Origin of the sequence: Streptomyces sp. T028 (genome assembly GCF_048159505.1) — a bacterium.
Lineage (GTDB): Bacteria > Actinomycetota > Actinomycetes > Streptomycetales > Streptomycetaceae > Streptomyces.
In genome coordinates, this window is the sequence record NZ_JBLRVZ010000033.1 from 1 (window position 1) to 19,318 (window position 19,318).

Here is a 19,318-nt window from a genome sequence, read left to right on the forward strand (position 1 = left end):
ACCCGCCGACACCGGCCCCAAGGGGCAGCACTGGGCGCAGGCTTCCACCTGCACGCCCACGCCACCCCACCACGGTGGGCACAACCCGTGCCAGACACTACGTCTTGCATAGGATCGCTTAGCTGATTAGAGACGCTGTGGTTGAGGGCCCGGGGAACGGGACGCGGTCGTGGTGAGGACGCCGAGGGCCACTCCCGTCAGCAGCGCGCCCGGCAGCAGCGGCGGCCAGGGCACCCGCGCGGTCAGCAGCAGGTGCTGCGTCCACCACCACAGGCCGACCTCCGCGAGAAACAGCAGCGGCACGCCCAGCCACGGCCCGAGGCCGAAGCCGTCCCGCAGCGGCCCCTGGATGCCGATCATGCGACCGGAAGCCGGACTCGCCGAGCTGGTGGGAGGTCCGCATGCTCCCACCATCCGGCAGGGCCCGGACCCGCGCACCCAGAGCCGTACCCTCAGACGGTCTTCTCCCGCGCGTCCCCCGCGTCCCCCGCGTCCCCCGCGTCCCCGGTGCCCCCCGCGTCCCCGGCGTCCAGGAACTCGCGGATGCCGAAGGCGGCGAGCACGATCACGGCCGTCCAGATCACCACCGCCGTGGTCGGATAGCTCCAGGTGAACAGGACGATCGCGGCCACCACCAGGATCGCCACCCCGATCCACATCTTGAAGCGGTGCACGAACCGGCCGACCGGGCCGAGCCGCAGCCCCGCCCCGACGGCCACGTCCCGGCCCGCGCCGATGCCCTTGGTGAAGAAGTGCCGGGTGAACACGGCGGGCCGGGAGGGCCCGACCATGAACGCGCCGATGGCCGTGACCAGGGCCAGCGCCCCGACCGCCCGCACGCTGGAGCGCAGGAACCGCACGAGTGCGTCGTAGATCGCGCCCGCGGCGTCCTCGTTCGTGCCCGCCGGCAGATGGTCCAGGTACACCGCGCGAAAGACGCTGAGGGTCACGCCCAGCAGCACCATGGCGAGGAAGAACCCGATCGCGGCCCCGATGAGCGCCCGCCGCCGGTGAGCGGCCACGAACACGCCCGCCGCGGCGACCAGCACCGCGATGACCGGCAGCCAGTTGCCGATGATCTCCAGGATCCGCATGTACGACTTGATCTTGCCGACGTCCTTGCCCTCGACGACGACGAAGTCCGTGTGGACGTCCGGGATCTTCGACGCCACGGTCAGTCCCGAGTCGACCAGCCGCTCCTTCACCTGGGCCACGATGGGGCCGACGTCGATGACGACCTGGTTGTCCTTCAGCTGCACGGCGCTGTCGGAGCTGCCCGTCAGCGCCTTGTCGACGGCGGAGTGGGCGCGGCGGTTGGCGTCCGTCCAGGCCGTCTCGAAGGCGGAGCTGGAGACGACGCGCATCACGGTGCCGCTGATCAGCTCCTTCAGTCCGCTGGTGATGGGGCCGTCGAGGTCCTCGACGAGACTCGCGACCCTGGGCGGCACGCCCTGCGCCGCCGCCGCGTCGCTGAGCTGCTTGACCAGGCCGTCCACGTCGATCTGTTTGATGACGGCGTCGGTGACCCGGGTCGTCACGGCCTGCTGGATGTCCGGGTTGGACGCCAGCGGGGCCACCGTGGCGACATAGCGGTCGGTGTCCCGCACGATGCTGTTCGCCCAGACCGCGACGACGGCGAGCAGGGCCAGCAGGGACGCCAGGATGATCAGCAGGGTGGAACCGAGCGCCCGCAGCCGGTGCTTCGGCTCGTGCCGGGCACTCTCCAACTCGCTCACCCGGCGCCGCAGTTCCCGCAACTCGTGATCCGGCTCGCGGTCCGGCCCGGGGCCCGGCTGCCGCTCCGGCGGCGGTGTGTCGCTGCCTGTCATGCCTCCGAGAAGATCCCGGCGGGGTCCGGCGGGCGAGCCGGGCGGGCCGGTGGGGTGACCAGGGCGGGGCCGATGGGGTGAACCGGGCGCGGCCGGTGGGGTGACCAGGGCGGGCGGGAGACGGCCGGCCGGGTGCCCCCGCGCACCGGGTGCGACCGCCCGGGTCCGGTGTTGCAATGGCAGTCAGGGGGCCCACGAGCACTACGAGCACCACGAGCACCACGAGCACCCGAGGTGACCGCCGTGAGCGAGCAAGTCGACGAGATGGGACCCATCGACTACCTGGTCGTGGAGTTCCCCGGCAACCGCATGACGGGCGAGGCGTTCCCGCTGCTGGTCGATCTGGTGGACCGCGGCATCGTCCGCATCCTGGACCTGATGTTCATCAGGAAGGACGAGGACGGCTCGGTGACCGCCCTGGAGATCGCCGATCTCACCGGAGACGGGGAACTGGACCTCACCGTCTTCGAGGGCGTCCACTCCGGTGTGCTGGGCCAGGACGACCTGGAGGAGGCGGCCGCGGCGGTGGAGCCCGGCAACTCCGCCGGACTGCTCGTCTACGAGAACCTGTGGGCGGCACCGTTCGCCGCGGCCCTGCGGCGGAGCGGCGCCCAACTCGTCGCCTCCGGACGCCTCAACGTCCAGGCCGTCCTCGCCTCCCTCGACGCGGCCGAGGCCGCCACCTGATCCCGCGGGGCTTCCCGAGGGTCTCAACCGCCCCCGCCCACCACCGAGTAGCTCAGCCACGGGGACTGGCCGGGCGTGTACTCGACGGACATCTGCGTACCGAGGTAGAAGGCGTCGCCGCCGATCTTGCCGCTCTGGTTGTTCCCGGCCGCCGTCAGGACACAGTCCGTGTTGGCGTACAGCCGGATGTCGTCGCCGGTGTGGTTGACGACGTGGCGGGCGCCGCCGGGCAGCGGGTGGCAGCCGTCGCGGGAGGGGCTCTGGATCTGCACCACCCGCTTCTCCGGGGTCGTGTACTCGATCGTGCCCACGGCGGAGTGCCCCGTACAGCCCGCGACGGCGAGCACGAGAACGGCGGCTGCGGCCCGCCGGCCGACACGGCTACGACAGATCATGGCGACGGGTCCTCGTCTGTGCGGGAAGCCCTGCGGAAGGTCACCGGGCTCTCTTCCGCCCAGGCTGCCGCGACCGGCCGTCCGCGTCATCCGGGACGGGCCCAGTCGGCTGAATCCGGGCGACAATTGGTGATCCGGTCTCAGCGACACGCCGTGCACGCGGCGTGTCGCTGAGACTGAGCACACACTTTCCCCTCGCCCAGCCCCACCACGATCACGCCGCAGGCCCCTCCGGCCCGCTCCCCGGGGCCGTCCGGCGCAGGTCGGCGTCCGTGAGGGGCTGGAGGGCGCCCTTGGTGTCGAGGCGGTAGAGCAGGACCAGGGGCGGGCCGACCAGCACGACCGCGATCAGCGTGACCAGGGCGAGCCAGCGCAGGGTGGCCGAGGCGCCGGCCCCCTGGGAGACGGTCAGCGAGGTGGGGATGAGGTACGGCCGCTGGGCGGTGCCCCACGCGAAGACGACGAGGGCGACCGAGGCGGCCGCCGTGAGCCGGGCCCACCCGGTGGCCAGAAGGTGCAGCAGCGCGGCGGTGGCGAGCGCGCAGACGGCCGCCAGGATGACCAGGAGCAGCCCGGTTCCGCTGGTGAGCCCCTCGTACACGTACCGGGCGTCGTCGTGGGTGATGCCGAGGCCGATGAACGCCAGGACGGCGACCGCGCCGAGGCCGGCCCAGGCGCGCAACCGGAAGTAGCCGACGAGCGGGGTCTGTCCGAAGCGGCGGGCGTCGGCGGTGAGGTTGACCGCGCCGAGGTACGCGGTCGCCGCGACGGTGAGCAGGCCCGCGATCACGGACGTCTTGTTGGACCAGGCGTCGGCCGAGGCGGGGGTCCCCGGGGCGACCCGTCCGGTGGCGAGACCGCCGACGACCGCGCCGAGGAAGAACGGCGTGAGCAGGGAGGCTACGGCGAACGCGGCGCCGTAGACCCGGCGTCCGGCGAGCCGCCGGGTCGGTTTGCGCAGGGCGAACCCGGCACCGCGCAGGACCAGGCCCACCGCGGCGAGGGCCAGCGGGAGCCACATCGCCGAGAAGACCGTCTGGAAGAGGACCGGGAAGCCCGTCCACATGACGACCAGGATGAAGATCAGCCAGACGTTGTTGGCCTCCCACACCGGCGCCATCGCGTGATCGACCAGCCGGCGGGGCCGTTCCCCGCGCTTGGCGCCCCCGGCCATGAGGTCCCAGAACCCGGCGCCGTAGTCGGTGCCCCCGGCGCAGGCGTAGGCGGCGACCAGGATCAGCAGCACCCAGGCGATGAGGCTCTCGATCGTCATACCCGGTCCCCGTCCCGGTGCGACGCCTTCTGCGGCCCGTCCCCGGCACCGGACAGCGCCCGCGGCCCGTAGGGGATCTCGCTCTCCGGGCCCTCCGGTACGACGTCCCCGGCCTCGTCGGCCGCCCGCCACCGGGCGCTCATCCTCCGTACGACGGTCAGGAACGCGGCGAAAGCGCAGACGTAGACGACGATCACGATCCCGAACATCGTCCACAGCCCGTACGCGCGCGTGCCGGTGACCGCTTCCGACACCCGCATGTGCTCGTACACGATCCAGGGCTGGCGGCCCACCTCCGTGGTGACCCAGCCGCACTCCACACACACCACGCAGGCCACGCCGGCGACGGCCGCGCACCGGAAGAACCAGCGCGAGCGGGGCAGGTCGCGGCGGCGCAGCCAGACCCAGCCGTACCAGAGGGCGAGCAGGACCAGCAGGCTGCCGAGGGTGACCATGATGTCGAACGCCCAGTGCACGATGGTGGCCTGAGTGGTCGTCGGGCGGGTGTCGGCGGCGACCGCGGTGAGGCCCTGGACCTCGGTGGAGGGGCTGAAGCCGGCCAGGATCGAGTCCAGTTGGGGGATCTTGACGCCGCCGGAGACGGACCCGTCGGAACGCAGGATCCCGAACATGTACTCGGGCACATGGGTGCCGGTCGCCCAGACGATCTCCATCGCGGAGAACTTCACCGGCTGCTGGTGGAAGACGGCCCGGGCCAGCGAGTCGCCCAGCACGAACTGGATCGGTGTGAGGATCGCGGCGACCGTGAACGGCACGGTGAAGCCGAGCCGGTGGTAGTGGTCCCGGCGGCCGCGCAGCCAGCCCACCGCGTACACGCCGGCCACGCAGTACGCGGCGGTCAGGTAGGCGGCGCCCAGGAAGTGCCAGTACTCGGGGCCGAAGATCGGGGTGAAGATCGCCCGTCGTACGTCGACGGAGACGGGGTCGCCGGACGCGTCGAGGGAGAAACCGCGGGGGGTGTTCATCCAGGAGTTCGCGGCGATGATCCCGAACGCCCCGAGCAGCGCGGACGCGCACAGCGGGACACCGACCCAGAAGTGCGGCCAGGGGCGGAGCGTGCGCCAGCCGTACAGATAGACGGCGATGAGGATGGCCTCCAGGAAGAAGGCCCAGCCCTCGATACCGAAGGCGAGCCCGAAGACATCGCCCCAGCGGCCCATCATGCCGGGCCACAGCAGCCCGAACTCGAAGGACAGCACGGTGCCGGTGACGATGCCGATGGCGAACTGCAAGGCCATCACCGCCGACCAGCGGCGCGCGAGCCGCAGCGCGGCCTCGTCGCCCTTGCGCAGCCCGCGGTGGTGCAGCAGCAGGGTGAGGAAGGGCAGGGCGACGCCGAAGGGCACGAGCAGGATGTGGGTGGCCAGGGTGAAGGCCATCAGCTGGCGCGCGGGCAGCAGTTGGGGCGGGGCGCCCGCCGCGAGGACGCCGGCGGCCTGGACGGCGTCGATGTCAGCCGCCCGTGGCGAAACCGGGGAACAGGGTCATGCCGCCGTCGACGTAGATCGTGGTGCCGACGACGTAGTCGAGCAGGTCGGAGGCGAGGACGGCGACGGTGTTCGCGACGTCGTCGGGGTCGCCGACCCGGCGGTAGGGGATGAGCCGCAGCAGGGCGTCCTCGGCCTCGGGGGTGTCCCAGGCGCCGCGGTTGATGGGGGTGCGGATCGCGCCGGGGGCGACGGCGTTGACCCGGATCCGGTACGGGGCGAGCTCCTGCGAGAGCGTCGCCATCAGCATCAGCACCCCGCCCTTGGACGCGGCGTAGTTCGCATGCCCGGACCAGGGGATGATCTGGTGCACCGAGCTCATACAGATGATCTTCCCGGCGGACCGTGAGACCTCCGGGACGACACCCCGGCGCAGGAATTCCTTGGTGGCCTCGCGGGCGCACAGGAACTGGCCGGTGAGGTTGACGTCCAGCACCTTGTGCCACTGGTCCATGGTCATGTCGGTGATCGGGGCGTCCCGTTGCAGACCCGCGTTGGCCACCATGACGTCGATGGTCCCGAACTCCCTGACCATCCGGGCGACCATGTCGACGACCTGGTCCTCCTCGGAGACGTCGGCCTCGTGCGCGTAGGCGCGGACCCCGAATCCCTCGATCTCGCGGACCACCTCCTCTGCGGCGTCCCGGCCGGCGACGTAGTTCACCACCACATCGGCGCCCACTCGCCCGAGCGTGACGGCGGTGGCTTTGCCGATGCCGGAATTCGCGCCCGTGACCAGAGCTTTCTGTCCCCTGAGGAGGGGAAAGTCGATCGGCTGAATTCCCGGGCTGCCGCTACTGGTCTCCACTGGTGTCTCCCTACGGGTGCGCCCCCGTCACAGGCGAAATCGACGGGACGGGGGAAATCCACACCCAACGAAAACACCGGAGGGAAAGAACGGCCTGGCGGCGCGGGCCCCGGCGGCACGTGCGGGTGACCGCCGGGGCCGAACGGCGCAGTACCGGGCGGGGACCGGGGCGGCGGCTCAGATCGCCCGGGCGTCCCTACTGGGTCCCACGCACAGCGCCCACATCACGAAGCCGTCGATGACGATCAGCATGATCGCCCAGAACGGGTACCAGGGCAGCCACGCGAAGTTGGCGATCATGGACAGGCCTGCCAGCGCGATACCGACGACGCGGGCCCACACGGCACCGCTGAACAGAGCGATGCCCGCCAGCGTGACCACAATGCCGAGAACGAGGTGCAGCCAGCCCCAGCCGGTGAGGCTCCACTGGAACGTGTAATTCCTCGTCGAGACGAACACGTCGTCCTCGGCTATGGCGGCGATTCCCTCGAATATCGCCATGACGCCGCCGAACACCATCATGATCGCGGCAAACAGCGTCCAGCCGGACACGGCCATTCCCCCGCGAGCCGTGGTGCCCGCCATCCCCCTGCCTTGTGTGGCCATTTCGAGCTCCTTCGAGTCGGCGATCACACAAATCCAGGCTGCCACGAATTGCGGCACCCGGCAGATCAAGGGGAGGCGTGCTCCAATGGAGGTACCTCCCGGTACCGTCCGGACGAAAGGGAGATCGCCATGCCTGGTCTTCTGCGCGGAGTCGCCCGCACCGCGGTGGTGGCGGGAACGGCGACCGCGGTCTCCAACCGAGTGTCACGCCGCCAGCAGGGCCGCTGGGCCGAGCAGGCCGCGGAGCAGCAGCCCGCACCCCCGCCCCCGCCGCCCCCGTCCCAGGCGGACGAGATGACCGGCAAGATCGACCAGCTCAAGCAGCTCGGCGACCTGAAGGCCCAGGGCATCCTCACCGACGCGGAGTTCGAGGAACAGAAGCGCAGACTGCTCGCGTGACGGCGCGGCGTACGATCGCCCGATGCCTCCTGCCCCGGTCTCGCTCCGCGCCGCCGCGCACCCCGACGCCCCCGCCCTCACCCTGCGCCCCTGGCGTCCGACGGACGCCCCCGCGCTGGCCGAGGCGCTGCGGGACCCGGTGCTGCGCCGCTGGACGAGTCACCGGGTGAGCGACGAGACCGACGGGGCGCGCTGGATCGAGTCCCAGCAGCGGGCCTGGGCGTCCGGGAGGCGGTTCTGCTTCGCCGTGGTGGAGGAGAGTTCCGGCGGCCGTGGTGACCGTCTGGTGGGCCAGGTGGTCCTCAAGGACGTCACCCCCGGCACCCCGACCGCCGAGGTCGGCTACTGGACCGCCGCCCAGGCACGCGGACGCGGCGTGGCCTCCCGCGCTCTCCTCACCCTCACCGACTGGGCGTCCGTCACCTTCGCGCCCACCGGCCTGAGCCGCCTCGCCCTGCTCCACCAGGTCGACAACACGGCGTCCTGCCGGGTGGCCGAGAAGACGGGCTACGCCCTTGACGGCACCCTCCCCGCCGCCCCGCCCGCGTTCCCGCTCGACGGCCATCGCCACGTACGGACCGTCACCGCCCCGCCACAGCTCGCCACCCCGTAGAACCACGTGGGACTCGCGCCCCGAAAGGGGCGCGGGGCTGTATCAATCATGCGGCTCCGCCGCGTGGGCGCGACCAGCCACGACAGACCCGCGGACGAACACCTGGACAAGCTCGGCCCGCGCCCGCTCCCCCGCCCGGCCCGCCAGGGCCAACCCCGCCGTCACCCCCACCGACAGCACCGCCATCACGGTCATCGCCACCCCCGCGGAGGTGAGCTGAGCCACCCCGCCCGCCATCCCCGCGGCCACGCCCTGCATCGTGAGCATCCCGGCCGAGTGCAACCCCAGCGCGTGCCCGCTGAGTCCGGCCGGCGTCAGGGACATCAGCCTCTCCTGTTGGACCAGGCTCGCCCCGAAGCCCACGGAGGCAAGCGCGGCACAGACGGCGGCGACGGGAAGTGCGGGCCGCAGGGCGAAGAGAAGGTACGGGGCGGCCAGCAGGAGCAGCAGGGGTGTGGCGAGACGGCCGCGTACCGGCGGCGGGACGAACCGGCCGACCGTCACGTCACCCACCAGCATCCCCAGCGCCGCGCACGCGAACAGCAGCCCCGCCGCGTCGGGGTCGTACGGCACGAACAGCGCCTCGCAGCCGACGACCAGGCCGTTGGGGAGCCACAGGCCCAGGTAGGTGAGGCGGCGGGGGCGGGAGGACCACAGGACGGCGTTGGTGCGCCAGGTCGCGGCGGGTGAGGGGCGGCCGGTGGCGCGCGGGGGCCGGGCGGTCAGGCCGAGGCGGGCGGTGATCGCGGCCGCCGCGTACAGCAGGGCGGCGAGCAGGAGGGTGCGGCGCGGGGAGAGGACGGCCACCAGGGCGCCGCCGGCCCCGTACCCCGTGATCTGCGCCAGGCCGTTCATGATGTTGAAGAGCGAACGCCCGGGCAGATAGCCCTCCTTGGGCAGGATCTCGTTCAGCAGGCCCCACAGCACACCCCCGCCGAGGGAGGCGATCAGCCCTTGGAGGAGGACGACGGCGAGGACGCCCTGTACGGGCAGGCCGGGGAGGGCGAGCAGGGCCGTGAGGGCGGCGAAGGTGAGCCGGATGCCGGTCAGCGCGGTGCGCGGCGGCAGCCGGTCGGCACCGGAGAGGAGCAGGGTGGCGCCGAGCACCTGGGCGAGCGAGGGCCCGAACATGCTGAGCGCCGACAGCAGCGGCGAGTCGGTGGCGTCGTACACGAGCACGCCGAGGGCGAGCCCGCCCACCGTCTGGGCGGCGGCGTGCGCGGCGCCGGAGAGGAAGAGTGGGGTGAACTCCGGGGTGCGGAAAAGCTGTCGATAGCCGGTCATGGCGGGAGTCTCGGACGGCCCGGCAGGGGGTGGTTATTGTTTCGCGGTCGCGCGAAACGTCGTAGAACGCAAGGAGGTTCGCGGTGGGCTGGTGGCAGTTGAACGCCGACACGCTGGCCCGCAGCCGGTTCGTGCTCTCGCCGCTCGCCGAGACGTTCGCGAGTCTGAAGCTGCTGCAGTGGGGGGTGGGCGCGCATCCCGGCGAGCAGGAGTGGCTGCGGGAGCATCTGCCCGCCTATCGGGCGGAGTTGGCGGCGGATCCGGTCACCGCGCTGCTGATCCGCGCCGGGCTGGGGCGGAGCTGGATCGCAGACTTCCTCACCCCGACCCCGCGCGACGGCGAGAGCTTCGAGGAGGGGGTGGCGCGGGTGCGGGCGGCCGATCCGGCCGAGGCCCGCGCGCATCTGCGGATGTCCCTCGCCGGTCCGCTGCCCGCCGCCCTGGCGGACCGCGACGATCTGCCCGTACGGGCGGCGGCGCTGCTCGAGTACGTGTGGGAGACGGCGGTACGGCCGTACTGGGAGCGTCGGCGGCATGTCCTGGAGGCGGATGTCGTCGCGCGGACCGCGCAGGTCAGCCGGAGCGGCTGGGCGGCGGTGCTGGACTCGCTTCGGCCGGGGACGCGGTGGCTCGGGGAGAGCCGCTTCCAGGTGAACGCCCATGAATACCCGCCCCGGGAGATCTCGGGGGCCGAGCTGGTGTTCGTGCCGGTCACCCCCAAGGCGGGGTGGGTGTCGTGGGAGGGGCGGGAGCGGTACGCGGTGGTGTACCCGTGCGTGGGTGTGCTGGCCGGGGACCACCGGGGGCGGGCCGTTCCGGCGGCGCTCGGGGCGCTGCTGGGGCCGGGGCGGGCCGCGGTGCTGGTGCTGCTCGGGCAGGGGCCGCTGAGCACCACGCAGTTGGTCGCGCTGACCGGGCAGGGGCTGGGGTCGGTGGGGCGGCATCTGCGGGTGCTGTTGGATGCGGGGCTGGTGGAGCGGAGGCGGGCGGGGCGGTCGGTGCTGTATTCGCGCACGGGCGTGGGGGAGGCCGTGGTGGGGGCGGGGCGGCTGTAGCCCCGGCCGGGGGTGGGTTTGCTTGCCCGCGCTTGCGGGGTGCCGCTGCGCCCACCCGTGCCGCCCCAGCGGCACGACTGCCCGCAGCTGCGGCGGCATGCGACTGCCCGCAGCTCAGGAAGTTGCGGCGGTTAGCATCGGGGGCATGACTACTGATGGCGTTTCCTCCCCCCTTGATGTTGAGATCGGTGCGCTCAAGGGTGGGTCCGCGCAGCTTTCGGAGTACTCGGGACAGGTCGTCCTGATCGTGAACGTGGCCTCCAAGTGTGGTCTGACCCCGCAGTACAACGGGCTGGAGAAGCTCCAGGAGCGGTACGCCGCGCAGGGCTTCACCGTGCTCGGCGTGCCCTGCAACCAGTTCCTCGGGCAGGAGCCCGGTACCGCCGAGGAGATCGCGGAGTTCTGCTCGGCGACGTACGGCGTGACGTTCCCGCTGACCGAGAAGGTCGAGGTGAACGGCGAGGGCCGGCACCCCCTGTACGAGCGCCTGGTGGGCTTCGCGGACGCGGAGGGCCACACGGGTGACATCCGCTGGAACTTCGAGAAGTTCCTCGTCGGGCGGGACGGGGCCGTGGTCGCCCGGTTCTCGCCGCAGACCGAGCCGGAGTCCGACGAGGTCGTCACCGCGATCGAGGCGCGGCTCGGATAGCCGCTGCTTGACCTTCCCCCTGGGGCAAGGCGGAGTCTCCTCGTCGCCGGGCGGAGCAGACCGTCCGGTGACGGAGGATGACCAGGGTGAACGTACGCGACGACGACGAACTGCTGACCATCGGCGCGTTCGCCGCGCGGGCCCGCCTCACGGCCAAGGCGCTGCGCCTCTATGACCGGCTGGGCCTGCTGGCCCCGGCGCGGGTCGACGAGGTCAGCGGCTACCGCTACTACCGCGCCGGCCAGGCGGACCGGGCCCGGCTGGTGGCGATGCTGCGGCAGCTCGACATGCCGCTGGCCCTGATCGCGGAGGTGGTCGAGACCGGTGGCGCCGAGGGCGCGGACCTGCTCGCCGCCTACTGGGCCGAGGCCGAGGACCGGTTCGCCGCCCGGCGCACGCTCGCCGGATACCTCCGTGGACGACTGTCGGGGAGGAGCTCCGAGATGTACGAGAAGTTCGAGGTCGAGATCGTCGACGTGCCCGAGCAGGTGATCATCACCGAGACGCGTCATGTGCTGGCGGACGAGCTGCCCACCTGGATCCCCGCCGCCCTCGGGCGGCTGGAGGAGGCGGCGGGCGCGTGCGGGGGCACCACGGGCGCGCCGTTCGTGGCGTACCACGCCGAGGTGTCCATGGAGAGTGACGGACCGGCGGAGTCCTGTGTGCCGGTCGCCGACGAGGCGGCGGCCCGGGCGTGGGCGGCCGCGCAGGGGCGGGCTTGGCAGATCGAGGTGAAGGTGGAGCCGGCCCGGCGGCTGGCGTACACCCGGATCAGCAAGGCGCAGGTCGCCCATCCGCAGATCATCGCCGCGTTCGAGGCAGTGGAGGCATGGATGAAGCGGGAGGGCTGGGAGTACGACGGCCCGTGCCGGGAGATCTACTTCGCCGACTGGGGCGCGGCGGGCCCCGAGGACCCGGTGTGCGACGTGGCGTTCCCCGTCAGGCGCGGTCAGGGCTGAGGCCCTGAACAGGCCGAGCCCCCTCGGCAAGGACGGCGATCTTGTCGAGAGGGCTCTGTCGGTGGCTGTGCGATGATCGAAGTGGAACCGGGGCGTTGCTCGGAACGTTCCTCGCCCTACTCCTTCACCGACGCCACGAAGGCGTTCCACGCGCCGGCGGGGAAGGCCAGCTTGGGTCCCTCGGGGATCTTGGTGTCTCCGAGCTCCAGCGTCTCCAGGATGGTCGACCTGACCATCACGCAGGCGCCGTTGCCGTTGGTGTAGGAGGACGTCGTCCACGTTTCCGTGGCGCCCAGACGAATTGCCATTGATTGCTCCGATTAGCCAGTTGGCGAGTCACGGTTTTGCGCCAACGTCGGTGATCGTTGGCGTGATCGACGCTACTAGCCAACCCCACTGTTCGGAGGAGTCATTCACTCGGTCGAATGGCATATTCCAGGCGAGTCTTCCAGTCGCGCGTGTCAGTGGTGTACCCTGCGCGACCGCACGCCGTGAGGGCATCCCGCGAGGGTTATCGCGCGTATTCCTTCGCCAGGTCGTCGATGACGCGGCGCGAGTGCTCCACGTTCAGCGCCTGCGCCCGCAGGTGCTCGTACATCACCGAGTACTGCTGGACGTCGTACGCCTTCTCCAGGTAGAGGTCGCTCGTCACGCCCTCGATGTAGACCACGCTGGAGTCGGAGGCGTCGGCGAACTCCAGGATCGTGTACTGGCCGTTGAGGCCGGGATGCGCGCCGACCTCGAACGGCAGCACCTGCACGGTGACATGCGGAAGCCTGGACATCTCGGCGAGGTACTCCAGTTGCTCGCGCATCACCAGCCGGCTGCCGACGACCCGGCGCAGGGCCGCCTCGTCCAGCACCACCCACAGCCGCAGCGGGCCGTCCCCGGTGGTGATTCGTTCCTGCCGCCGCAGCCGCACCTGCACCCGCTTGTCGACCTCGGCCTCCGGCCGCTCCGGGAGCGCACCCCGGATGATGGCCTCGGCGTACGCCCGGGTCTGCAACAGGCCGGTGACGGTCTGGGGTTCGTACACCCGCAGCGACTCGGCGTCGGTCTCCAGGCCGATGTACACGCTGTAGGGGATGTCCCCGAAGGCATGCCACCAGCCCTGCTGGCGGGAGTCCTTCGCCATTTCCATCAGCGATTCGACCATGCGCTGGTCCTCGACCTCGTAGACTCCGCAGAGGTCGCGCACATCGCGCTGGCTGATGCTGCGTCGGCCGTTCTCCAGACGGCTGATCTTCGACTGGGACACGAGCAGGCGTTCGGCGACCTGTTCGGCCGTCATGCCCTTCTCCTCGCGGAGTCGGCGCAACTCCTGGCCCAACCGGCGTCGCCTGACCGTGGGATTGACATTGGACGTCACGGGACGCGCACCTCCGGCTGCATGCCTGTCGTTGCCACTTTGCGTATCTGCTGTTCAGCAGACTGCCACCAAGGTGCTTTGTACCGCTGGAAAACGGTGGATATGCGGCCGGTACACGCCAGTTCGGGTCACGACCCGTTCAACGCGCGGATCGCACGCGGGGCGCGCGCGGGTCGCGCCGCCCGCAACGGGGGAGCTCCGGACATGCGTCCGCGCGGGGCGGCGGGACCGTGCGTCGCGAAGGACGTACGGCTTCACCACCCCGCGCGGGCCGCGGCGGCTCCCGAACGGGTCATACGGGTCGTGCGGGTTCTGCGGGTCGTACGCGTCGTACGGGTCGTACGGGTCGTGCTTCCGCGGTTTCCGGGTGTGTCGTGGGACTGCGGCTCAGTGGGCCACGACACGCGCCATGGGGCCGCGGCGCGGCTGTGCCGGAACTCCACGGGCGGGTTCCGGTACGGGCCGTCCGCCCGGTCCGGTCGGCCGGCCGGCCGGGGCCGCCGGGCCGCGGCGCGGCTGGGCCGCCGCACCGTTCTGGACGTCCATCACGGCGTGCGCGACGAGACCGCCCATGGGGTCGTGCCTGATCAGGTCCCGCAGCCGGGAGCGGGACGAGCGTCCCTCGTTCCCCGGGTACAGGTGCTTGCCGAGGCCGACCGCGTGCGCCAGTGCGGCGAGCGCCGCGGTCCGCGGGTCCGGCGGTACGCCGGTGCGGATCGCGGAGTCCAGCCGGGCCCTGATCTCCCGGCTGATCTCGGTGTCCGTCGCCTGGTAGCGAGTGGTCGGCAGCACTCCGCACATCTGACCCGCCACGGCATGCACCATGCCGCACCGCTCCAGATGCGAGAGGTAGGTCTGGCGCAGCCCGAGACGCGGCCCGCCGATCCAGTGGACGGCCCGTACCGGAGCGCCACGCCTTCGCAGCAACTCCAACGCGCAGTCCAGGGTTGGATCTCCTGTCGGCCGTGGGGACACCACGGCGATACGATCCCCGTCAGGGGCTATCCGCCCGGCCAGCGCCAGCTCCACTAGCTGTGCTCCGGCCAGACCAAGGTCGAGCGACTGCGGCTGTGCGGTGGTACCCGTGGTCGGGTCCAACGCCAGCAGAAGAAGCTCTTCCGGAATCGTTCTGCGGCTCCTGCCCATCCATGCCTCCCCGCGTGGATGAATGACAGGGTGACCCCTCTCACATTGGTCTGTCGAGGGTGCGTGACCTGTTTGTAGTGGAACCAGTAGGTATGTCGTTCTCGTCTACCGCAGGAGCCAGGCCCTCTACACAGGACACTGGTACATGGTTCGGACAACGCCCAACGGCGGGTCCCGGGCGGGCGTTCACGGTTCGACAGCACAAGGAGGCATCGGTGGCGGGCGAGTCCCCCGACAGGTCGAAGCAGCGCGAGTCGTCGGCAGAACCGACGTCGGGGAGCGCGGGTACGGTTCCCGAGGCACGCGAGGCCCGCGAGGTTCGCGATCCGCGGATCGCGGTGGCCCGGGAGAACGGGACGTCGGTCTCGGAAGCCGGCTCACGGGGCGGCGTGGACACGGCGACGCGGGTTCTCTCCGTACGCGAACTGGAGATCGAGGAGCCGCAGGACGCGCTTCCGGAGGCCGACGGGGCCACGGGTGCGAGCGGCGCCGCGGAAAGCGCCGAGAGCCCTTCTGAGGGCTCCGAGGACACCGAGGCCGCCTCCGACGCCTCCGAGGACCGCGAGGACGCGGAAGGCGCCCCGGAGGGCCCAGAGGGCGCCGAGGACACCTCGGAGGCCGCTGACGCCGCCGAGGACGCTGACGCCGCCGAGGACGCCGAGGACGCTTCCGACGGCTCGGCCGAGGACGCGCCGGAGGACTCGGCCGAGGACGGCGCCGCCGATGACGACAGCGGCGACGACAGTGGCGGCGACACCGTCGACGACGCGGCCGGTGTCGCCGACACGGACGACGACAGCACCGAGGACGACCCGGAGCCGCAGGCCGAGGCCGATGCGCCCTCCGCCAAGCACGTCCCCAAGTGGGCCTCCGGCGCCGCGAAGGAAGACAAGGGAGACAAGGAAGACAACGCGGAGAAGGCGGAGGACGACGACAAACGGGACGAGGGCGGCAAGGCCGACGACTCCCCCGTCGACCAGCCCACCGCCGTCTTCAAGGCCCCCCGGCCCAAGCCCACCGTCGACCAGCCGACCACCATGCTGAAGCTGGGCGGGGCCCTCAAGCCCAAGTCGGACCAGCCGAAGGCGGACGAGCCCAAGACGGACGAGTCGAAGGCCGACGAGCCCCGGCCCGGCGAGACAGAGGCCGGCGAGACAGAGGCCGGCGACGACACCCCGCCCCCCGCCGAGCGCACCAGCAAGTTCGTCGCGCTCAAGCCGCTCGACGAGCCGCGCCCGCCGAAGGCGTCCGGTGACATCACCGCCGTCACCGCGCTGGTGCCCCAGATCGGCCCCGAGCGGACGACGCAGCAACCGCTGCCGCCGAAGCCGCCGCTGGACCTGCTGGCGGAGCTGACCAACACCCCGCCGCCCCCGCCGACCCCCCTGCGCACCTTCGGCCGGCGGATCAAGATCTGGACGCCGCTGGTCATCCTGCTGGTGATCGTGTTTGCGGTCGTACAGGCCTTCCGCCCACTGCCGGCGACCGCGCTGGCGCTCACCGCGAAGGACTCGTACACCTTCGAGGGCGGCAAGCTCTCCCTGCCCTGGCCGGACGAGGGCCAGGGCTGGATGGACGTCGCCGGCGTCGGCACGATGGACAGCTTCGGCCAGCAGACGCCCGTCGCCATCGGCTCGGTGGCCAAGACGATGACCGCGTACGTCGTCCTCAAGGACCACCCCCTGAAGACCGGCGAGGAGGGCCCGAGCATCACCGTCGACGCCACCGCCGAGAAGGAGGGAGGCTACGACAACGACGGCGAGTCCACCCTCAACAGCGTCAAGGCCGGCGACAAGCTCACGCTGACGCAGGCCCTGTCGGCGATCATGATCCCGTCCGCCAACAACATCGCCCGGCTGCTGGCCCGCTGGGACGGCGGCACCGAGGCGGCGTTCATCACGAAGATGAACGAGGCCGCCAAGGAGCTCGGGATGACGAACACCACGTACACCGACGCCTCCGGGCTGAAGGAGACCACCGTCTCCACGGCCGAGGACCAGGTGAAGCTGGGCAACGCGGTCGTACAGATCCCGGCGCTCGTGGCGATCACCAGCGCGGCCAGCTGGACGGACCCCTACGGGGTCAACCACTCGAACTACAACGAGCTCCCCTACAAGATGGGCGCGATCGGCATCAAGACCGGCTCCACCACCGCGGCCGGCGGCAACCTCCTGTTCGCCGCCCGCAAGGAGGTCGGCGGCGAGACGGTCACCGTCGTCGGCGCGATCCTCGGCCAGCACAAGCCGACCATCCTCGCGACGGTCAACGAGGTCAGCAAGACGGCCCTGGAGGCCGCCCAGGACGCGCTGACCTCCGCGAAGATCCTGAAGAAGGGCGATGTCGTCGGGTACGTGGACGACGGGCTCGGCGGCCACACCCCGGTCGTCGTCACCAAGGACGTCACGGCGGTCGGCTGGGGCGGGCTGACGGTGGAACTGAAGTTCACCTCCGACGCGGTACCGCACACGGCGAAGGCCGGCACCCAGGTGGGCACGCTCACCGTCGGGGACGGCACCAGCGGTGCGGTGAAGGTCCCGGTCGCCCTGCAGAGCGAACTCGTCGAGCCGGGCTTCGCGGACAAGCTGACGCGACTCGGCTGACCCGCCAACCGCGTCCGTACCTCTCGCCACCCCGTCGGGCAGCCGCCCGACGGGGTGCGTGCTAGCGTCGCGAAACGGGACAGGTCGCCGGTCGCAACGACGCTGCCGTGAAGCGGACGCGAACAGGACGCGGCCGAGAACAGAAGACGGGACACGGGGAGTGCCTTCAGGTGGCCACTGCGGAGCCGACACGCGCCGACGACACCGGTCCGGGCCCGGACGCCGGCCCGCGCGTCCGGCTGCCCGCGCCTCAGTCCGGCGAGCACGACCATGACCCGCACGACGCCCATGCCCCGCACCACGACCATGACCCGCACAACGCCCATGACCCGCACGACGCCATGACGGCCCCGGCGAAGGCCTCGGCGCAGGCCACCGCGCCGCAGGACCCGGCGAAGGCGGGGCCGCGCGCCGCCCTCGCCCGTCTCGGCGGGTTCCTCCGCCGGCACCTGGTGCTCTCCGTCACCGCGCTGTCCGGGGCCCTGCACCTCATCTGGTTCTTCACGTTCGCGAACAGCGGCGGCGATCTCGCGGCGCAGGACGCCTGGGCCGAGTTCGTCGGCCGGCACCCCGACTCCGCGTACAACCTCGCCTGGTACGGCGGGATGCACCCGGTGTCGTACAGCGTCGTCTCGCCGTATCTGATGTCGGTCCTCGGCGTCCGTACGACGATGATGATCGCCGGCACCCTGTCGGCCGGTCTCCTCACGCTCGTCCTGCTGCGCTGCCGCCCTGTCAGGAACCCGGTGTGGCCGGCGCTGGCGGGGGTCTTCGCCCTCCTCTGCAACGCCGCGTCCGGGCGGGTCACCTTCGGTCTCGGCAACATGTTCGCGCTGGCCGCCGTGGCCGTCGTGTTCTGCTGGCCGTACCGCTGGCGCTACAAACGCTGGGCGAAGGCGCTGTGCGCGGCCCCGCTCGCCGCGCTCGCCACGATGGGTTCGCCGGTGGCGGGGCTGTTCGTGGGCATCGTCGCCGTCGCGCTGTTCCTGCAGAAGAGGCGGCCGGGCGCCTGGGCCCTCGGGCTCGCCCCGACCGCCGTCGTCGCCGTCTCCGCCTGGCTGTTCCCCTTCTCCGGCACCCAGCCGATGTCCTTCGGCTCGGCGTCGCTGCCCCTGCTGTACTCGGCGATCGTCTACGCGGTCGTCCCGCGCGACTGGAAGACCGTACGGATCACGGCGGCGGTGTACGGCCTCGGGGTGCTGGGGGTGTGGCTGATCAGCTCCCAGATCGGGTCGAACATCACGCGGCTCGCGATGCTGTTCTCGGGTGTGGTGCTGGCGGCGGCGCTGCCGTTCGCGGTACCCCGCAGCCGCAAGTGGTACGTCATCGTCCTCGCGTCACTCGGGTTCGCCGGCTGGATCGGCTTCAAGTCGGTCGACGACGTCATCCGTACGACCCCGGCGGCCTCCTGGGCACGCGAACTCGCGCCGCTCGTCAACGAACTCCAGGGGGTCGGCGCCGAGAAGGGCCGGGTCGAGGTCGTCCCGGCCCGCTCCCACCGCGAGGCCTCCGCGCTCGCGCCGTACGTCAACCTGGCCCGGGGCTGGAACCGGCAGGCCGACATGGAGCGCAACCCCCTCTTCTACGACGACACGCTCAACTCCGCGAACTACCACGAGTGGCTTCAGCGGTGGGCCGTGCACTACGTCGTCGTCCCCAAGGAGGCGCTGGACGGGGACGGCGGGGAACGGGAGCGGGAGCTGATCCAGCGGGGGCTGTCGTATCTCGAGCAGATCTGGGGCGACGCCAACTGGCAGCTGTTCAAGGTGACCGACCCGGCGCCGCTCGCCGAGCCCGACGCGGTCGTCCAGCGGGCCGAGCAGGGCGAGATGACGATCGACGTGAAGAAGGCGGGCCGGGTGCTGATCCGGATCCCGTACTCGCCGTGGCTGAGCGTGGTCGACGCGGAGGGCAAGAGCCTTCAGGCTCCGCAGGAGACGGAGGCGTCCAAGCACCGGGCCGAGGGCGAGCCGAAGACGTACACGAACGTCAACGGCTGCCTCTACGAGACGGAGGAGGATCCGCAGGGCGACAAGTGGACGGTCCTCCTGGCCCCCAAGGCCGGCGTGTACCGACTCGCGGCCCCCTATCAGCTCCCCCGTGGCACTCCGTGTCCGGACGAGCTGAAGGAGCCCTGA

19 protein-coding genes are annotated in these 19,318 nt (G+C 71.5%); 8 read left to right on the top strand and 11 right to left on the bottom strand.

Features of this window, described 5'->3' with window-relative positions; translation table 11 throughout:
• Positions 1–126: 126 nt before the first annotated feature.
• Both ACLZN2_RS30600 and ACLZN2_RS30605 read right to left on the bottom strand, forming a co-directional pair.
• Entirely contained in the window at positions 127–360 is a 234-nt protein-coding gene (locus ACLZN2_RS30600) for a hypothetical protein (protein ID WP_416982630.1), read from the bottom strand.
• A gap of 92 nt (positions 361–452) precedes the next feature.
• Positions 453–1,829: a hypothetical protein gene (locus ACLZN2_RS30605; protein ID WP_416982631.1), complete on the bottom strand. Its 1,377-nt coding sequence runs from the start codon at positions 1,827–1,829 to the stop codon at positions 453–455.
• Positions 1,830–2,093: 264 nt separating this feature from the next.
• Between ACLZN2_RS30605 and ACLZN2_RS30610 the strand changes: the two genes are divergently transcribed.
• Positions 2,094–2,516 (top strand): DUF6325 family protein, encoded by a 423-nt coding sequence (locus ACLZN2_RS30610; RefSeq protein WP_416982728.1) that lies wholly within the window; start codon positions 2,094–2,096, stop codon positions 2,514–2,516.
• A gap of 23 nt (positions 2,517–2,539) precedes the next feature.
• Here the strand turns inward: ACLZN2_RS30610 and ACLZN2_RS30615 are convergent, their stop codons facing one another.
• The 5 genes from ACLZN2_RS30615 to ACLZN2_RS30635 all read right to left on the bottom strand — a co-directional run bounded on the left by ACLZN2_RS30615 (position 2,540) and on the right by ACLZN2_RS30635 (position 7,106).
• The gene (locus tag ACLZN2_RS30615; RefSeq protein WP_416982632.1) at positions 2,540–2,911 is read right to left on the bottom strand and encodes a hypothetical protein; all 372 of its coding nucleotides are present in this window, start codon (positions 2,909–2,911) and stop codon (positions 2,540–2,542) included.
• 214 nt (positions 2,912–3,125) lie between these two features.
• Entirely contained in the window at positions 3,126–4,184 is a 1,059-nt protein-coding gene (locus tag ACLZN2_RS30620; protein ID WP_416982633.1) for a cytochrome d ubiquinol oxidase subunit II, read from the bottom strand.
• Positions 4,181–5,584 (bottom strand): cytochrome ubiquinol oxidase subunit I, encoded by a 1,404-nt coding sequence (locus tag ACLZN2_RS30625; protein WP_416982634.1) that lies wholly within the window; start codon positions 5,582–5,584, stop codon positions 4,181–4,183. Before ACLZN2_RS30625 ends, ACLZN2_RS30620 begins: the two co-directional genes overlap by 4 nt.
• 73 nt (positions 5,585–5,657) lie before the next feature.
• Positions 5,658–6,500: an SDR family oxidoreductase gene (locus tag ACLZN2_RS30630; protein WP_416982635.1), complete on the bottom strand. Its 843-nt coding sequence runs from the start codon at positions 6,498–6,500 to the stop codon at positions 5,658–5,660.
• A gap of 177 nt (positions 6,501–6,677) precedes the next feature.
• Complete coding sequence (locus ACLZN2_RS30635) at positions 6,678–7,106, bottom strand: hypothetical protein (protein WP_416982729.1); 429 nt, start codon at positions 7,104–7,106, stop codon at positions 6,678–6,680.
• Between the two features lie 129 nt (positions 7,107–7,235).
• Between ACLZN2_RS30635 and ACLZN2_RS30640 the strand changes: the two genes are divergently transcribed.
• Both ACLZN2_RS30640 and ACLZN2_RS30645 read left to right on the top strand, forming a co-directional pair.
• Positions 7,236–7,505 carry an SHOCT domain-containing protein gene (locus ACLZN2_RS30640; RefSeq protein WP_416982636.1) on the top strand — a complete coding sequence of 90 codons (270 nt, stop codon included), beginning with the start codon at positions 7,236–7,238 and terminating at the stop codon, positions 7,503–7,505.
• Positions 7,506–7,527: 22 nt separating this feature from the next.
• Positions 7,528–8,118, top strand: coding sequence for a GNAT family N-acetyltransferase (locus ACLZN2_RS30645; protein ID WP_416982637.1), 591 nt, complete (start codon positions 7,528–7,530; stop codon positions 8,116–8,118).
• Between the two features lie 42 nt (positions 8,119–8,160).
• Here the strand turns inward: ACLZN2_RS30645 and ACLZN2_RS30650 are convergent, their stop codons facing one another.
• The gene (locus ACLZN2_RS30650) at positions 8,161–9,402 is read right to left on the bottom strand and encodes an MFS transporter (protein WP_416982638.1); all 1,242 of its coding nucleotides are present in this window, start codon (positions 9,400–9,402) and stop codon (positions 8,161–8,163) included.
• Between the two features lie 83 nt (positions 9,403–9,485).
• On the opposite strand from ACLZN2_RS30650, the gene ACLZN2_RS30655 reads away from it, so the two are divergent.
• From ACLZN2_RS30655 to ACLZN2_RS30665, 3 genes are all read left to right on the top strand, one after another.
• Complete coding sequence (locus tag ACLZN2_RS30655; protein ID WP_416982639.1) at positions 9,486–10,457, top strand: ArsR family transcriptional regulator; 972 nt, start codon at positions 9,486–9,488, stop codon at positions 10,455–10,457.
• Between the two features lie 145 nt (positions 10,458–10,602).
• A complete protein-coding gene (locus ACLZN2_RS30660; RefSeq protein ID WP_416982640.1) occupies positions 10,603–11,106 on the top strand; it encodes a glutathione peroxidase in 504 nt (167 codons plus the stop codon).
• A gap of 77 nt (positions 11,107–11,183) precedes the next feature.
• Positions 11,184–12,065, top strand: a complete 882-nt coding sequence (locus tag ACLZN2_RS30665; protein WP_416982641.1) for a MerR family transcriptional regulator — start codon at positions 11,184–11,186, stop codon at positions 12,063–12,065.
• A gap of 116 nt (positions 12,066–12,181) precedes the next feature.
• On the opposite strand, the gene ACLZN2_RS30670 is transcribed toward ACLZN2_RS30665, so the two are convergent.
• From ACLZN2_RS30670 to ACLZN2_RS30680, 3 genes are all read right to left on the bottom strand, one after another.
• Complete coding sequence (locus ACLZN2_RS30670) at positions 12,182–12,373, bottom strand: DUF397 domain-containing protein (RefSeq protein ID WP_133912130.1); 192 nt, start codon at positions 12,371–12,373, stop codon at positions 12,182–12,184.
• Between the two features lie 203 nt (positions 12,374–12,576).
• Positions 12,577–13,434, bottom strand: coding sequence for a helix-turn-helix domain-containing protein (locus ACLZN2_RS30675; protein ID WP_416982642.1), 858 nt, complete (start codon positions 13,432–13,434; stop codon positions 12,577–12,579).
• Between the two features lie 387 nt (positions 13,435–13,821).
• Positions 13,822–14,580 carry a GOLPH3/VPS74 family protein gene (locus ACLZN2_RS30680; protein ID WP_416982643.1) on the bottom strand — a complete coding sequence of 253 codons (759 nt, stop codon included), beginning with the start codon at positions 14,578–14,580 and terminating at the stop codon, positions 13,822–13,824.
• A 215-nt stretch (positions 14,581–14,795) separates the two neighbouring features.
• Between ACLZN2_RS30680 and ACLZN2_RS30685 the strand changes: the two genes are divergently transcribed.
• Together ACLZN2_RS30685 and ACLZN2_RS30690 are read left to right on the top strand one after the other, a co-directional pair.
• A complete protein-coding gene (locus tag ACLZN2_RS30685) occupies positions 14,796–17,180 on the top strand; it encodes a D-alanyl-D-alanine carboxypeptidase (RefSeq protein ID WP_416982644.1) in 2,385 nt (794 codons plus the stop codon).
• Positions 17,181–17,350: 170 nt separating this feature from the next.
• The gene (locus tag ACLZN2_RS30690) at positions 17,351–19,318 is read left to right on the top strand and encodes an MFS transporter (RefSeq protein WP_416982645.1); all 1,968 of its coding nucleotides are present in this window, start codon (positions 17,351–17,353) and stop codon (positions 19,316–19,318) included.

What these genes read in the sequence shown, in the direction of transcription:
- ACLZN2_RS30610 (WP_416982728.1), top strand. Translation starts at nt 2,094, where the DNA reads ATGGGACCCATCGACTACCTGGTCGTGGAGTTCCCCGGCAACCGCATG.
- ACLZN2_RS30660 (WP_416982640.1), top strand. Translation starts at nt 10,603, where the DNA reads ATGACTACTGATGGCGTTTCCTCCCCCCTTGATGTTGAGATCGGTGCG.
- ACLZN2_RS30645 (WP_416982637.1), top strand. Translation starts at nt 7,528, where the DNA reads ATGCCTCCTGCCCCGGTCTCGCTCCGCGCCGCCGCGCACCCCGACGCC.
- ACLZN2_RS30625 (WP_416982634.1), bottom strand. Translation starts at nt 5,584, where the DNA reads ATGGCCTTCACCCTGGCCACCCACATCCTGCTCGTGCCCTTCGGCGTC.
- ACLZN2_RS30650 (WP_416982638.1), bottom strand. Translation starts at nt 9,402, where the DNA reads ATGACCGGCTATCGACAGCTTTTCCGCACCCCGGAGTTCACCCCACTC.
- ACLZN2_RS30665 (WP_416982641.1), top strand. Translation starts at nt 11,184, where the DNA reads ATGACCAGGGTGAACGTACGCGACGACGACGAACTGCTGACCATCGGC.
- ACLZN2_RS30605 (WP_416982631.1), bottom strand. Translation starts at nt 1,829, where the DNA reads ATGACAGGCAGCGACACACCGCCGCCGGAGCGGCAGCCGGGCCCCGGG.
- ACLZN2_RS30600 (WP_416982630.1), bottom strand. Translation starts at nt 360, where the DNA reads ATGATCGGCATCCAGGGGCCGCTGCGGGACGGCTTCGGCCTCGGGCCG.
- ACLZN2_RS30640 (WP_416982636.1), top strand. Translation starts at nt 7,236, where the DNA reads ATGCCTGGTCTTCTGCGCGGAGTCGCCCGCACCGCGGTGGTGGCGGGA.
- ACLZN2_RS30680 (WP_416982643.1), bottom strand. Translation starts at nt 14,580, where the DNA reads ATGGGCAGGAGCCGCAGAACGATTCCGGAAGAGCTTCTTCTGCTGGCG.
- ACLZN2_RS30635 (WP_416982729.1), bottom strand. Translation starts at nt 7,106, where the DNA reads ATGGCCACACAAGGCAGGGGGATGGCGGGCACCACGGCTCGCGGGGGA.
- ACLZN2_RS30615 (WP_416982632.1), bottom strand. Translation starts at nt 2,911, where the DNA reads ATGATCTGTCGTAGCCGTGTCGGCCGGCGGGCCGCAGCCGCCGTTCTC.
- ACLZN2_RS30670 (WP_133912130.1), bottom strand. Translation starts at nt 12,373, where the DNA reads ATGGCAATTCGTCTGGGCGCCACGGAAACGTGGACGACGTCCTCCTAC.
- ACLZN2_RS30620 (WP_416982633.1), bottom strand. Translation starts at nt 4,184, where the DNA reads ATGACGATCGAGAGCCTCATCGCCTGGGTGCTGCTGATCCTGGTCGCC.